17 protein-coding genes are annotated in these 13,694 nt (G+C 63.1%); 13 read left to right on the top strand and 4 right to left on the bottom strand.

What is annotated here, in order from left to right:
* Positions 1-18: 18 nt before the first annotated feature.
* Positions 19-210 carry a DUF2909 domain-containing protein gene (locus tag AC26AR_RS04785; protein ID WP_077372262.1) on the bottom strand — a complete coding sequence of 64 codons (192 nt, stop codon included), beginning with the start codon at positions 208-210 and terminating at the stop codon, positions 19-21.
* Between AC26AR_RS04785 and AC26AR_RS04790 the strand changes: the two genes are divergently transcribed.
* The 3 genes from AC26AR_RS04790 (at position 209) to AC26AR_RS04800 (ending at position 3,174) form a co-directional block, all read left to right on the top strand.
* Positions 209-1,036 carry an SURF1 family protein gene (locus AC26AR_RS04790; RefSeq protein ID WP_488107644.1) on the top strand — a complete coding sequence of 276 codons (828 nt, stop codon included), beginning with the start codon at positions 209-211 and terminating at the stop codon, positions 1,034-1,036. The two genes, AC26AR_RS04785 and AC26AR_RS04790, sit on opposite strands and share 2 nt — an antisense overlap.
* A 35-nt stretch (positions 1,037-1,071) precedes the next feature.
* Positions 1,072-1,668, top strand: a complete 597-nt coding sequence (locus AC26AR_RS04795) for a hypothetical protein (protein ID WP_176492975.1) — start codon at positions 1,072-1,074, stop codon at positions 1,666-1,668.
* 303 nt (positions 1,669-1,971) lie between these two features.
* A complete protein-coding gene (locus tag AC26AR_RS04800) occupies positions 1,972-3,174 on the top strand; it encodes a COX15/CtaA family protein (protein WP_488107885.1) in 1,203 nt (400 codons plus the stop codon).
* Positions 3,175-3,281: 107 nt separating this feature from the next.
* On the opposite strand, the gene AC26AR_RS04805 is transcribed toward AC26AR_RS04800, so the two are convergent.
* Positions 3,282-3,677: a glutaredoxin family protein gene (locus AC26AR_RS04805; protein ID WP_488107645.1), complete on the bottom strand. Its 396-nt coding sequence runs from the start codon at positions 3,675-3,677 to the stop codon at positions 3,282-3,284.
* Between the two features lie 184 nt (positions 3,678-3,861).
* On the bottom strand, positions 3,862-4,881 hold the full coding sequence (locus AC26AR_RS04810; protein WP_289862989.1) for a LysR family transcriptional regulator: 1,020 nt from the start codon (positions 4,879-4,881) through the stop codon (positions 3,862-3,864).
* A gap of 132 nt (positions 4,882-5,013) precedes the next feature.
* Between AC26AR_RS04810 and AC26AR_RS04815 the strand changes: the two genes are divergently transcribed.
* The 6 genes from AC26AR_RS04815 to AC26AR_RS04840 all read left to right on the top strand — a co-directional run bounded on the left by AC26AR_RS04815 (position 5,014) and on the right by AC26AR_RS04840 (position 10,294).
* The gene (locus AC26AR_RS04815; protein ID WP_176502746.1) at positions 5,014-6,246 is read left to right on the top strand and encodes a multidrug effflux MFS transporter; all 1,233 of its coding nucleotides are present in this window, start codon (positions 5,014-5,016) and stop codon (positions 6,244-6,246) included.
* A gap of 89 nt (positions 6,247-6,335) precedes the next feature.
* The gene (gene yegS, locus AC26AR_RS04820; RefSeq protein WP_077372280.1) at positions 6,336-7,247 is read left to right on the top strand and encodes a lipid kinase YegS; all 912 of its coding nucleotides are present in this window, start codon (positions 6,336-6,338) and stop codon (positions 7,245-7,247) included.
* A gap of 142 nt (positions 7,248-7,389) precedes the next feature.
* Positions 7,390-7,827, top strand: a complete 438-nt coding sequence (locus AC26AR_RS04825) for an NfeD family protein (RefSeq protein ID WP_488107646.1) — start codon at positions 7,390-7,392, stop codon at positions 7,825-7,827.
* A 103-nt stretch (positions 7,828-7,930) separates the two neighbouring features.
* On the top strand, positions 7,931-8,956 hold the full coding sequence (locus tag AC26AR_RS04830; RefSeq protein ID WP_077372286.1) for an SPFH domain-containing protein: 1,026 nt from the start codon (positions 7,931-7,933) through the stop codon (positions 8,954-8,956).
* Positions 8,957-9,074: 118 nt separating this feature from the next.
* Positions 9,075-9,533 carry a nucleoside deaminase gene (locus AC26AR_RS04835; RefSeq protein WP_077372290.1) on the top strand — a complete coding sequence of 153 codons (459 nt, stop codon included), beginning with the start codon at positions 9,075-9,077 and terminating at the stop codon, positions 9,531-9,533.
* A 212-nt stretch (positions 9,534-9,745) separates the two neighbouring features.
* Complete coding sequence (locus tag AC26AR_RS04840; RefSeq protein ID WP_065392582.1) at positions 9,746-10,294, top strand: hypothetical protein; 549 nt, start codon at positions 9,746-9,748, stop codon at positions 10,292-10,294.
* Between the two features lie 228 nt (positions 10,295-10,522).
* Here the strand turns inward: AC26AR_RS04840 and AC26AR_RS04845 are convergent, their stop codons facing one another.
* Entirely contained in the window at positions 10,523-10,726 is a 204-nt protein-coding gene (locus AC26AR_RS04845) for a cold-shock protein (protein ID WP_043335501.1), read from the bottom strand.
* A gap of 248 nt (positions 10,727-10,974) precedes the next feature.
* Between AC26AR_RS04845 and AC26AR_RS04850 the strand changes: the two genes are divergently transcribed.
* From AC26AR_RS04850 to AC26AR_RS04865, 4 genes are all read left to right on the top strand, one after another.
* Positions 10,975-11,814, top strand: a complete 840-nt coding sequence (locus AC26AR_RS04850; RefSeq protein ID WP_077372292.1) for an isopenicillin N synthase family dioxygenase — start codon at positions 10,975-10,977, stop codon at positions 11,812-11,814.
* Positions 11,815-11,983: 169 nt separating this feature from the next.
* Positions 11,984-12,388 (top strand): NINE protein, encoded by a 405-nt coding sequence (locus tag AC26AR_RS04855; protein ID WP_077372295.1) that lies wholly within the window; start codon positions 11,984-11,986, stop codon positions 12,386-12,388.
* Between the two features lie 109 nt (positions 12,389-12,497).
* Positions 12,498-12,923, top strand: a complete 426-nt coding sequence (locus tag AC26AR_RS04860) for a hypothetical protein (protein WP_488107647.1) — start codon at positions 12,498-12,500, stop codon at positions 12,921-12,923.
* Positions 12,920-13,636, top strand: coding sequence for a ZIP family metal transporter (locus AC26AR_RS04865; protein WP_240499571.1), 717 nt, complete (start codon positions 12,920-12,922; stop codon positions 13,634-13,636). The genes AC26AR_RS04860 and AC26AR_RS04865 overlap by 4 nt, the downstream gene beginning before the upstream one ends.
* The last annotated feature ends 58 nt before the right edge of the window (positions 13,637-13,694 follow it).

A 13,694-nucleotide genomic window follows, 5' to 3' on the forward strand; every position in this document is an offset into this window, starting at 1 on the left:
AAGAGCGTCGAGCGCGAGTCAGTTCAGCATTCCGGTGGAGAAGCCCATGACCAGCAGAATCACCAGACAGACCGCCAGGCCCACTCGCCACTTGAGAGACGTCAGCAGGCGCCGACTGCGGCTGCCGTCGTGCAACAGAAAGCCGGCTCCGGCGATGAGACTTGCCAGCATGCCGACGAAGACCAGCGCGATCAGCGATTTGAGCAGCATGTCACCTCCCGGGGCGCAGACGTTGCTAGGCGAGGGCAAGGCTCTCGCTCGCCCCGTATCTGACAGTCGAGCCCATCCGGCAGACAAGCGCAAGTCGGCGATGACAGCGCTGGCGTCACCGGAGGCGCCGCAGGAGCGATGTGTCGGGCGTGGCTGGTGGCTGTTCTGGGGATGCCTGATCGTGCTGGGCCTGTGTCTGTGCAGCTGGCAGGTGATGCGAGGCCAGGCGCGAGCCCAGCATCTGGAAGATACGGCCAGTGCGCCGGAACTGGTGATGCCGACGGCACCGCCAGCGAGTGCCAGCCTGATCGAGCTGCAGGGCGAGTGGCTCGCGGAGCACAGCCTGTTGCTGGATAACCGGACGTTGGACAAGCGCCATGGCGTGGCGGTGCTCACGCCTTTCAGGTCCGGGGATGGCCGCTGGTGGCTGGTGGAGCGGGGCTTCGTGGCATCGCCAGCGCCACGTGCGGACCCGGAGTTCACCACCCCTGAAGGCTCTCTGGTGATCAGGGGTCGCTGGCAGTGGTTGAACGGCCAGGGGACCAGCGGTGGGCCACTGTTCGGCCCCAACCGGGAGGGGCAGCGGTTGCAGCAGGTGGATCTGAGTGCCTGGAAGGTGCTTGGCGCTCCGGCGTTTGCCGGCATCGTGCATCAGACCGGCGGTGCGGGAAGGTTCTTGCCCTGGTGGCAGCCGAGCAACATGACGCCTGAGCGCCATTATGCCTATGCCCTGCAGTGGCTAGGGCTCAGTCTCGGTGCGGCGGTGGTGATGATCGTGGGCGCGCGCCGCCAACGACAGGCCGCGCTGCGTCAGCGCCAGGTCTAGCGAGTCAAGGGACGTCTTGCTCTGGAGGAGGTGGTATGACACACGTGATGCGACAGCGTCTGAAACTCGTGGCATTGCTGGGGCTGCTGTCTGCCCCGTTGCCATTGGCGTGGGCCATGCTGAGTGTGCAGGTGGGGATACCCGAAGGGCGGGTGGCGAACGGCGCCTTGCTGCCGGACGTGATGCCGCTGCAGGACTGGTCACTGGAGTATCTCGTGAGTGCATCAGCCCCGCGACAGTCCGGGGATGACAGTGGCATGCCGCCCAGAGCCGCTCAGGGCGCGGATGAGCAGCGCTTCTGGCTCAGCTGGCCGGAGCCGAGTCGGTCGGAGCTGGCCACGGCGCAGGCCGAACGTTGGTGGCGTCTGCACCGCGCCCTTGGCAAGGAGGCGCCGCGGCTGGGGCGTCTGGTGGTGGCCGAGCAGTCCTTTCAGCATCCCCAAGTACCGGGGGAGCAGCGTGCGCTGGGCCATTGGCCCTCGGCGAATGGTGCCGGGGCCTCGCCACAGCCGTTGCGCTTGATCGACCCACAGGGGCGAGTCGTGGTGGCATATGGCCCCGAGATCACACCGCAGGCCGTCATGAAGGATGTGCGCCGATTGCTCAAGCGCAATCCGGCTGCGCCGCGCTGAGCTGAGCGTGTGATGCGTCGATCACTCGCTCGCCCCTAGCTCTCTCCAGCAGGGAGATACGCCATGTCTCGCCTTGTCTCGCACCCGCGCTACCCTCTGCGTCCCCGTGTCAGCGCGCGCGCCCGTCAGCGCGGTGCCGCGCTGATACCCCCGCCACCGTTCCTGCGTCCCTCAGCCTCTGCCACTTCGCTGACAGGGCATCCTTTGCCTGGGAGTGTGCCGGGAATCACACCGCTGACCGCTGCTGATGACTCGATGACCCGGCAGGCAGTCAGTCAGACAGACCTCCTGCGTGTGTGGCGGATGGCTCGGCATCTGGTCGCCGGCATGCTGGGACTGGTCATTCTCGTGATCGGCCTCGGGGCCTGGACGCGCCTGGTGGATGCCGGCCTGGGATGCCCCGATTGGCCTGGCTGTTATGGCGCCCTGGTGGTGCCGGATGCGCACACGGCAAGCTTGCATAGTCCTCACCACCCGCTGGAGGGCTACAAGGCATGGGCAGAGATGATTCACCGCTATGCGGCGAGCCTGCTCGGCCTGGCGTCACTGGCATTGCTCGTGCTGGGCTGGCGTGTCCGGCGGCGTGAGCGCCGTCTGCGGCTCGCCCGGTCGGCGGCAGGCATGCGTCATCGGGCGCTGGACATGGCTACCTGTTTCCCGCTGGCAGGGTGCTGGCTGTTGCTGGCGGCATTGCTGATACAAGGTGCCTTCGGCGCCTTTACCGTCACGCTGAAGCTCTGGCCACAGGTGGTGACGTTGCATCTGTTGGGCGGCCTGGGCGTGGCGAGTCTGCTGCTGTTGCTGTGGTTGTCACTGACGCGACGACTGGCGGCGCGTGACGCGAGAGCAACGCTGCCCAAGGCGGCGGACGATCACGGGCATCGTGTCTTGCGTCAGCCGTGGCTGGCCACGCTGGCAGCGGCACTGTTGCTTGGACAGCTGGCATTGGGAGGCTGGACCTCGAGCAATTATGCCGGACTCGCCTGCGAGGGTTTCCCCACCTGCAATGGCTCGCTATGGCCGGCGATGGATTGGGGAGAGGGCTTCCATCTGTCTCAGGATGTCGGCCCGAGCTATCTGCACGGACAGCTGCATGGGGAGGCGCGTACCGCCATCCATCTGGCGCATCGCGGTGGAGCGGTGTTGCTGGGCGCAGTGCTGCTGATGCTCTACTGGCGCCAGCGGCGTCATGTGCAATCCGGGCATCCCGAGGCCGTCATTCCATCGCGACCTTCCTCTTCACTGGCACGCCCGCTGGCGAGGCTGGCGGGCGATAGGCGCTTCATGACCACGGGGACGCTCAACCCCTGGGGCTGGGCGCTGGCAGCCTGGGGCCTGCAGGCTGGGCTGGGGATCGCCAATGTGCTGTGGTGGCTGCCACTGGATCTGGCGCTGGCGCACACCCTGGGGGCCGTCATGCTGACATTGGCGATGGTGTGGGCGATGGATCGGATGAGCCAGGCTCACCGGGCTAAGCGGACGGGAATGTGTCAGACGCTGGCCTGAACGGCATGCTGATGACTGTCCCGCTGACGCAACGACGCCGCTCATGAGAGCGGCGTCGTTTTGTTTGCCAAGGCGCACCTCGGGCGGACTCGAGGCTTGCGAGAGTCTCAGGCGGCGCGACTGAAGCGTTCCTGCAGATAGGCATTGATGGTGTCGGATTCGTACATCCATTCCTCGTGGCCATCGTCATGGGTGATCAGCAGGCACGGCACCTTGACGCGACCGCCACCCTGTTCGAGGGCCTGGCGGTGAGTGGCGTTGTGCTGGGTGTCGCGCTGCTCGATGTTCAGGTTCAGCTGATGCATGCGTTTGCGCACCTTGATGCAGAACGGGCAGGTCGAGAATTGATACAGCGCCAGCCTGGCGGTCTCGGCGTCCACCTCGGCCTGCTGGGCGGGGCTACGCTCGAGCGCGCTGCCACGGGTCAGCTTTTCGCTGATCAGCATGAAGGGGGCCAGTACCAGTCGCAGAGTGCGGAAGAACAGGCGGATGATGGGGCGCATGGAAATACCTCGTGTACAGGCGGATGGTGATATGAGGTGAGTGCTTGCGCGTCGGGCCAAGCCCTGGTGGAGGGCTGGACGACGCTTGCACTGCGCTTGCGATCAGTGCTCTCGATCAGGGCTCTCGATCAGCACCCTCGGTCAGCGCTCGCAAAAGCGGTGGGTTGCAGAGTGTGCGGCCATTCTAGTGTTCGTCGGCGGCTGCGTCTGCCCCATGGGCGTTGCGAATGTGGGTCATCAGCGATTGACGCAGCCAGCGATGGCCCGGGTCCTGCTCGTGGCTGGCATGCCAGATGAGGCGATAACTCAGGGCCGGCAGTTTCAGCGGCAGTTCGCGAATGACCAGTCCGTGTTGCTGGCGGCTGGCCTGGGCGAAGCTTCTGGGTGCGCAGAAGATGAGCTCACTGTGCGCGACGATGCTCAAGGCATCCCGGAAGTCCGGCACCAGTACCTTGATGCGACGCGGAGCACCATGCCGTTCGAGCCGCTCATCCAGCGACCAGCGAGAGCGGCCCTCGCAGGTGGCCTGGACATGATCGAGCGTGGCGAACTCCTCGAGAGTCAGCGGCACCGAACGCTCGAGCAGTGGATGGCCGTCGCGCAGCAACATCACGTGATCATCGCGCCACAGGGTGTGCGAGTGGAAGCCTCTCGGTAGCGCCGGGGGCTCGCTTGGCGTGTCGGTCGGATGGTCGTGTGCCCCGAGGCCGATATCCAGCAGGCCTCTTTCCATCAGATTGAGACAGTCGGCCTGCCAGCGACTGATCTCGAGACTGCCGAGCGGGAGGGCCTGGGTGAGGGCGCGGGTACAGGAGGGCATCAGCGTCGCCCAGGCGCTCTCCAGTACGGCCAGCTGGAAGCGTCGGCGACTGGTGGCGGGCGTGAAGGTCGGCGGTGCGCTGAGATGCTCGAGACGCGAGAGCAGCTCGGCAAGCTCACCCCTGAGCCCGAGCGCACGTGGCGTGGGCCGCAGGCCATGACGCTCTCGAATGAAGAGGGGGTCATCGAACATCGCTCTCAGGCGAGCCAGGCTCTTGCTGACGGCCGACTGGGAAAGGTGCAGACGGCCCGCGGCCCGCGTGACGCTGCATTCTTCCAGAAGCACCTGCAATACCTGCAGGAGATTGAGGTCCAGGCGCGGATTGAGGAGGCCGGGTGACCGGATGCCAGCATTGGAGGGAGCATGGCGGGAAGTCGAGGTCATGAATTTCGCCAGTGGAATATCAGGGCTGAAATAATATCATTTTGCAGCATAAGTCACAGGCGCTAGTCTCTGCAGCTTCCGACTCGCTCGCCACTCGCCGTTGAGCTGCCTTCCGACTCCATGAGAGACTCCATGTCCGCGTCTTCCTCCGCTACCGCACGGCCCCTGCCGAGTGCCCGACAACTGCTGCTGCTATTGGTCGGCTGCGTGATGTTCTCGCCGCTGGCGATCGATATCTATCTCCCATCGCTGCCGGCGATGGCGCGCGAGTTTGCGCAGCCCACCGACGTGATGCAGATGACGGTGACCCTGTTTCTCGGTGCGGTGGGGGTCGGCCAGATTCTGGTCGGGCCGCTGACGGACCTCTATGGTCGTCGTCCCGCCTTGCTGGGCGGCGCGCTGGTCTACCTGGCAGGTGCCGTGGTCGCGACGCTGGCCCAGGACATCGGCATGTTGTATGTCGGGCGCATCCTGCAGGGGCTGGGTGCCTGTGCCACCGTCACGGTGGCCTTCGCGGCGGTGCGTGACTGCTATACGCCGGAGCAGGGTGCCAGGATGTACAGCTACCTCAACGGCGCGTTGTGCATCATTCCGGCGTTGGCGCCGGTTCTGGGCGGCCTGCTGGCGGTGCAGTTCGGGTGGCGTTCCAACTTCCTGTTCATGGGGTTCTTCGCGCTATGCGTCGGGTCAGCCGCCTGGCGGCTGTTCGCCGAGACGCGCCCCGCCAACACGGTGGTGGAGCGTCCGCTCTACAATTGGGCGCGGTATCGTCCGGTGCTGACCAGCTGGCGCTTCCTGTATCAGGCGCTGGTGGCCATGTCGGCGATGAGTGCGATCCTGCTGTATGTCTCCTCCTCTTCCGAGTTGCTGGTGGAAACGCTCGGCCATTCCGAGCTTGCCTTCAGCGCGATGTTTGGGGGCAACGCCGTGATCAATATCCTGACGTTCTTCTTCGCACCGCGCGTGATCACCCGGCTGGGACGCCAGCCGACGGTTCGGCTGGGACTGGCGATCATCCTGGTCTCCGGGCTGATGCAAGGGGCTGCCATGGCCTGGCTGCCGTTGTCGGCGGCAGCCTTCATGGTGCCGGTGGGAGTGCTGTCAGTCGGTTTCTCGCTGGCCCTAGGCGCCGCTTCCAGTCTGGCGCTGGAAGCCTTCGGTGAGCGTGCCGGTACGGCGGCGGCGCTGTTGGGCAGCATTCAGCTGGGGGGCTCGGCCATCGTGGCCACCGCGCTGCTCAGTACCCCGCTGGCGCCGCAACAGGGATTGCTCCTGATCAGCGTGGTGATGATTCTTCCCTTGCTGTTGCTGGGCGCGCGCCGTCAGCCGGGGCTTGGCGTCGATGAGACACCTCAGGGCAGCTAACCGATGTGGGCTCGCGTGGGTGGTTCATTCCTGAGGCCTGACGGGAGTATGCTTGTCGCTCGATCCGCATGTCGCCAAGGAGACACCACATGGAATCAGCGGCGCGTGTGCGCGTGATACTCAACGGTGAGAAGGCACAGCAGCCTGAGCTGCGTGATGCCTTGTTCGCCCAGCGTGAGCGCACCCAGGGGTTGGAGATACGTCTGACCTTCGAAGCACAGGATGTCGCGAGGTTGGTGGATGAAGCGATCGCGGAAGGCGTCACACGCCTGATTGCCGGGGGCGGGGATGGCACGCTCAACCTGCTGGCCAATGCGCTGATGACGCATCCACGGGCTCAACGTCCGGAACTGGCCATTCTTCCGCTGGGGACGGCCAATGACCTGGCGACCTCGCTCGGGATACCGCCCGGTATCTCCGAGGCTCTGGCACTGGCCTGTGAAGGGCAATCACGAGCGGTGGATCTGGTGCAGCTCGATGATGCCTACTTCCTCAATGTCGCTTCGGCCGGTTTCGGAGCGGAGGTGACCCGCTCGACCCCGGCCGGACTCAAGAAGCTGTTCGGGGGTGGGGCCTATTCGCTGATGGGCGTGCTCAAGGCGTGGGATTTCCGTCCCTATCGAGGACGTCTCACGCTCGATGGGGTCGAGGAAGAGCTTGCGCTGTTCGTGCTGGCCATCGGCAATGGTCGGCAGGCCGGTGGCGGGCAGGAGCTGGCGCCACGGGCCTTGCTCGATGATGCCGGTTTCGATGTGCTGGTGATTCGTGATTTCCCCATCGCGCGCATCGGTGAGGTGGTGGAAGAGTTGGAATCCCTGCCTGAGAACGGTCATTTCGTGCGTTATGTGCGTACCGATACGCTGCGCTATCGGGGGGAGCCGCTGCCGGTCAATCTGGACGGCGAGAGTCATCTGATCGAGGACAGCGAGTTCAGTATCGCGCCACAGGCTCTGCAACTGGTGGTGCCGGCGGATACCGAGCTGTTGCAGGCGAAGCGCTAGCGCTCCTCTCATCATCGATGCCAGTCTGGTACACGAGCGCAGTCTGAGGTTTACTCGGGCTGCGCTCGTGGCATTTTCAGCACGAGATTTCTTCAGTCTCTTGGCCGCAATGGACGAGAGAAACGCTTGGGAGAACGATGGCATGACAGGTGTGGCAGCGTGGCATCTCTGGGTCATTCTCGGGTTGATTCTGGCGGGGCTTGAGTTGCTGGGGGCGCAATTCGTGCTGCTGGCGTTGGGGGTCAGTGCGCTGAGTGGCGCTCTGGCATCCGTTCTCGGGGCGGGGCTCAACGTCCAGCTGATCAGCGTCGCGATCACGGCGCTGGTGGTCGTGCCGTTGTTCGTCCGCAAGATCCATCCCTATCTGTTGCCCAAGACGCCCTACGGTACCCTGGGCAGTGGCGCGGAGACCGGGCAGCTGGCCAAGGTGATCATCGGCAACGGCGGCAAACTTGCCGTGCGCGTGTCAGGCAATGAGTATCCGCTACGCTGGGAGGGGGAGACGAAGCCGGCAGCGGGGGACACGGTCAGGATCCTCAGCGTCGATGGCATCACGCTCTGCGTGGAGCGCGTCGAGTAATCTGTCTCAAGGTCCGCCTCGCCGTCCTGGCGGTCGGGCAAGTGGTGATATCACCATTCATTCGGGCGGCAGGAAGCTGCCCAGTTCAAGGGAGTTGAGCAACATGATCATCAGTCCGGGTCTCATCATCATTCTCTTCATCGTGGCGCTTGTCGTCATTCTGCTGGCCAAGGGATTGATGATCGTCCAGCAGTCCGAAGCCGTCGTGATAGAACGGCTCGGCAGCTACAGCCGTACTCTGGAATCCGGTATCAATCTGGTCGTGCCTTTCATCGACAAGCCGCGCTCGATTACCATTCGCCGCTATCGCCAGATCAAGGGCGACAACCTGCCGCTGGTGGTCGAGGAGACGCGCATCGACCGTCGTGAGACGGTGATGGACTTTCCGGGACAAAGCGTGGTGACGACGGACAACGTGACGGTGACCGTCAATGGCGCCCTCTATTTCCAGATCGTCGACCCCAAGCGTGCGGTCTATGAAGTGGAGAACTTCACCCAGGCCATCGAGGTGCTCGCCAAGACCAGCCTGCGTTCCGAGATCGGACGAATGGAGCTCGACAAGCTGTTCGAGAGTCGCAAGGAAGTGAATGATGCCTTGCAGGTCACCATGGATGAGGTCGGTGACAAGTGGGGCGTCAAGGTCACCCGAGTCGAGATCCAGGACATCAGCATGCCCGATGAAGTCGAGGATGCGATGCGTCTGCAGATGGCGGCCGAGCGCCGGCGTCGTGCCACCGTCACCGAGGCCAATGGTCAGCGCGAGGCGGCCATCGCCACGGCGGAAGGTGAGAAGCAGTCCGCGGTGTTGCGCGCCGAGGGCGACAAGCAGGCCTCCATCCTGCGTGCCGAAGGTGAGCGCCAGGCCATCTACCAGCTGCGTGATGCCATCGGGGCGGAAGATCCGCAGCTGGTGGTGGGCTACATGCTGGGACAGAAATACCTGCAGATGCTGCCGGACATGGCCCGTGACGGTGATCGAGTCTTCATCCCCTATGAAGCCTCGGCGCTGCTCGGTGCGATGGGCAGCTTCCGCGAGCTTGCCAATGAAGTCGGTGAGCCCACCAATGCCGGCAATGAAGGGCTGAGACGAGCCCGTCAGATGATGACAGGGGAAGCGGGACTCGGGTGATGCTCGCCGTTCACGCCAGGTTCGCTCACAGGGGCGTGCCTGCAGGGTGGCCTCCCCATGTCGTCATCGCCGATGTTTCATGACTGAACCCCCTTACTGAATATTCAGGAGCAAGACCATGTCAGCGCAGACTCAGGATCACGAAGGTTTCCTGCAAGCGGCCATCGAGGAGGCCGAGAAGGGCCATGCCGCAGGTGGCGTACCGATCGGCTCGGTACTGGTCCACGATGGCAAGATCATCGGGCGTGGCCACAACCAGCGTCAGCAGAAGGGCAGCACGGTACTGCACGGTGAGATGGATGCGCTGGAGAATGCCGGACGTCTGCCGGCGAAGGTCTATCGCGAGTGCGTGCTCTACACTACCTTGTCACCGTGCCCGATGTGCAGTGGCGCCATCCAGCTCTACGGGATTCCCCATGTCGTCGTGGGTGAGAACAGGACCTTCATGGGCGCGGAAGACCATCTGCGCGCTCAAGGCGTCAAGGTGGACGTCGTGGACAATGCGCGTTGTCGGGAGCTGATGGAGACATTCATCCGCGAACAGCCGGAAGTATGGAACGAAGATATCGGAGAGTGATCAGAGAGTCGTCAGAGAAAAGAAATGGTGTTCGTTAACATTTTCATGCTACTGAAAGGGCGATTTGCTTGAAAAGCTGCCAAGCGAGCACCATGTTGAAGTCATCCAAGCGTTTGAACACGCTTTCGCTTGCATGAATACTCGACCTTTGTTGCAATGCTTTGCGCAGGAAACAAGGGGCTGATGACTCCCCACCTATCAAGGAGAAGACGATGAAGCTCAAGCAATGGATGATTCCCGCACTGGCCGCTGGCCTGTCCCTGGCCATCGCCGGTTGTGACAATGGCGATACTGACAAGGCCGCCCAGCAAGCCGAGACGTCTGCAGAGCAAAGCGCAGAGCAGGCTGAGCAGAGTGCCGATCAGGCTGCTGAAGCCGCTGCTGCCGAGATGGACCAGGCTGCAGATGAAGCTGCTGCTGAAATGGACGACGCGGCTGACAAGGCTGACAACATGGCCGATGACGCAGCGCAGTCCGCTGACGCCATGGGTGACGAAGCTGCCGCCGAGAGCGATGATGCCCTCGATGCGACCAAGAACGCCGCCAGCGAGACTTACGAGTCCGCCAAGCAGGGTGTGAACGATGCCGCTGACGCCACCGCCGATGCTGCCAAGAACGCCTACGACTCCACCAAGGAGCAGGCTGCTGAACTGACCAACTCCGCTGAACAGCAGGGTGATGACGCTGCGGCAGAAGCCAACGCCGAGATCAATGAAGCTCAGAAGGCGGCCAACGAATCCGTTGATGACGCTCAGCAGTGATCGTTTGAGGCAATGCCATCACTCACGTGAGTGAATGTCCTGCCTGCAACGCCGCGGCCCCGTGCTGCGGCGTTGTGCGTCTTGCTCTCATGCCGTCCTGAAGCGATGTAGAGCCATCGCTCTGGCGGAGGCAGCGGACACAGAAACGCCCGCCAATAGGCGGGCGTTTCTGTGTCTTGCCATCATCAGGCCACCGATGAGGGTGGACTGACCGGAGTGATCAGATGATCAGACCGGCTTGATGTTTGCGGCCTGAAGGCCTTTCTTGCCCTGGGTGACGTCGAAGGAAACCTTCTGGCCGTCCTGCAGGGACTTGAAGCCTTCTGCCTGAATTTCAGAGAAGTGCGCGAACAGGTCGTCGCCGCCGTCGTCCGGAGAAATGAAGCCGAAACCTTTGGTGTCGTTAAACCACTTGACTGTGCCAGTTGCCATGATTCTTTCCTTGCTTACGTGATGATGTTGGTGGTCTGCCCATCAGACCGGATTGCGTTGGTGCGGCTAGGGGGAATTCCACCAGAGAGACGCGTTACGTCCTGCGACGACATCCTTTCCTGCTTGACCTACGCCTGCAGTAGAAACTGCACATGTTCGCATCTTGACCGAATAGTCAGTCGACGTATTGGCGACGTCTGCCTGCTCAAGTAGGATGCGTACACAGAGCCAACATAGATGGAAATGCCATGAAGGTCCAGAACGTAGATTACCGCTCGGCCGATGCTGCCGAAAAATTTGTCGAATCCCTGCGCACGACAGGCTTCGGCGTGATTCGCAATCATCCGATTTCTCATGAATTGGTCGAGAAGATCTACGCTGAATGGGCGGAATTCTTCGCGAGTGCCGACAAGCTGGAGTGGCGCTACGACCCGAAGACCCAGGATGGTCTCTTCCCGGCGGATGTCTCCGAGACCGCCAAGGGGCATACGGCGCGGGACCTCAAGGAGTACTACCACATCTATCCGTGGGGAAAGATTCCGGACAGCCTGCGCGAGAATGCCATGGAGTACTACCGTCAGGCAGAAGCCTTCGCCGCGGAGCTCTTGAGCTGGGTGGAAGCGCATTCGCCCGCTGAAGTGGCCGAGCTCTATCGTGAGCCGCTCTCCAACATGATCAAGGACAGTGGGCAGACGCTCTTGCGCGTCCTGCACTATCCGCCGATGACCGGTTCGGAAGAGCCGGGTGCCGTGCGTGCCGCTGCCCATGAGGACATCAACCTGCTGACCGTGCTGCCTGCCGCCAATGAGCCGGGGCTGCAGGTGATGGATGTCGATGGTGAATGGATGGACGTGCCCTGTGATCCGGGTCAGCTGGTCATCAATGTCGGCGACATGCTCCAGGAAGCCAGTGGCGGCTATTTCCCGTCCACCACGCATCGCGTGATCAATCCGACGGGGGAAGGGTGCAGTCAGTCGCGTCTGTCCCTGCCGCTTTTCCTGCATCCGCGTCCACAAGTGGTGCTGTCTGACAAGCACACCGCGGATTCCTATCTCAAGGAACGTCTGCGCGAACTGGGCGTGATCTAGGCTTCGGTGACGACACGACAGTCTTCAACGCCACCCGCGCGGCTGCGTGGGTGGCGTTGTCGCGTCAGGACAGGGCTTGCGGGCACGAGAGGCTTGATTCCCGCCCGCCAAGACCGCATTGACTGTATTCGCAATCATGATCTGCCGTTTCACGGCTAAGGCTTTACAGATGACCGCATCGCCCGTCGTACAGGACACGCACTCCAAGACCATGGGCTATCTGCTGTGGATCTTCGGTTTCCTCGGCGCCCATCGTTTCTACTATGGCAAACCGGTCACCGGCACCATCTGGCTGTTCACCTTCGGCCTGCTGGGGATCGGCTGGCTGATCGACCTGTTCCTGATTCCCGCCATGGACCGCGAGGCGGATTTCCGCTTTCGTGAAGGGCCAATCAACTACTCGCTGAGCTGGATTCTGCTCACCTTCCTGGGCGTATTCGGCGTCCACCGCATGTACATGGGCAAGTGGCTGACCGGGCTGATCTATCTGTGTACCGGTGGGCTGTTCTTCATCGGCGTGCTCTATGATTTCTGGACGCTCAACGAGCAGATCTCCCAGGAACAGGCCCGCTGATCCACCTTCGGCAAGCGTCAGTGCCGCATCGGTCCCGGGAGGTAGCTCCGGGACTGTCCGGACGCCGCCGACCTTCAGTGCAGGCGGCCTCAATCACAAGGATGTTCACATGATCTGGCTCAAGGCTTTCGTGGCGGCTTTTCTGGCGACCCTGATCTTCCATCAGGGGCTGTTCGGGCTCTTCTATCTGGCCGATATCCTGCCCAAGGCGCCCTACAACATGACCCCTGCCAGGCCGCTGGGCGTTCCGTCAGTGCTCTCGCTGGCCTTCTGGGGCGGGCTATGGGGACTGCCGCTATGGGCGCTGGTACGCCGCAGCACCGGCATGAGCCACTGGCTGATCAGTCTGGCATTCGGTGCCGTCGGTCCGACGGCAGTGGCCATGCTGGTCGTCTTCCCGCTCAAGGGCATCGCCGTGGTGCCGATGATGATCATCGGCGGGCTGATTCTCAATGGTGCCTGGGGGCTCGGTACCAGCCTGCTGATGCGCGTGCTGGGTGAACGTCCGGCCCCTGGTGGCCGCCCGGCAGCATGATGGCAGACCTCCCCTGGGAAATGTTGGCGATGGCCTGGGCGGCCGGGTTGTGCATCCCGCTGGGTGGGGTGATCGCGCAACTGGAGCGTAGCCACGAAACCCACGTCAAGCGCAGCTGGTTGGCTGGCATCACGGCGCTGGGGGGAGGCATCCTGCTGGCAGCGGTCGCGTTGGTGTTGGTGCCTCGCGCCATGGAATCCCTGTCCGTCCTGCCTCTGCTCGGGCTGTTTCTGCTCGGGGCGCTCGTCTTCATGCAGCTGGATCGCTGGCTGGCCCGCAGCGGCGACGCCAGGGGACAGCTGCTGGCGATGTTGATGGACTTCATCCCCGAGGCGATCGCTCTCGGGGCCCTGGCATCCGCCTCACCTGCGGCGGCCATGCTGATGGCGCTGTTCATCGCCGTGCAGAACCTGCCAGAAGGTTTCAATGCCTATCGGGAGCTGGAAGGCGCTGGCCTCACCGCGCGACAGGGACTGGGCGCCTTCCTGCTGCTGTCATTGCTCGGTCCGCTGGCGGCCTTCTCCGGCCATCTGTGGTTGGCGGATGCCCCCCGGCTGCTGGGCGGGCTGATGGCCTTCGCGGCGGGAGGCATCCTGTATCTGATCTTTCAGGACATCGCCCCCCAGGCGCGAGTGGTGCATCACTGGTCTCCACCGCTGGGGGCCACGCTGGGATTCATGATCGGCATGCTCGGTGAACGTCTGGTCGGCTGATGGCAGGCGATCCGCTTGCCGACAGCAGGACTGACCGACATCGGTATTGCCATGTGTC

It is taken from the genome of Cobetia sp. PS-4MA (assembly GCF_057670765.1).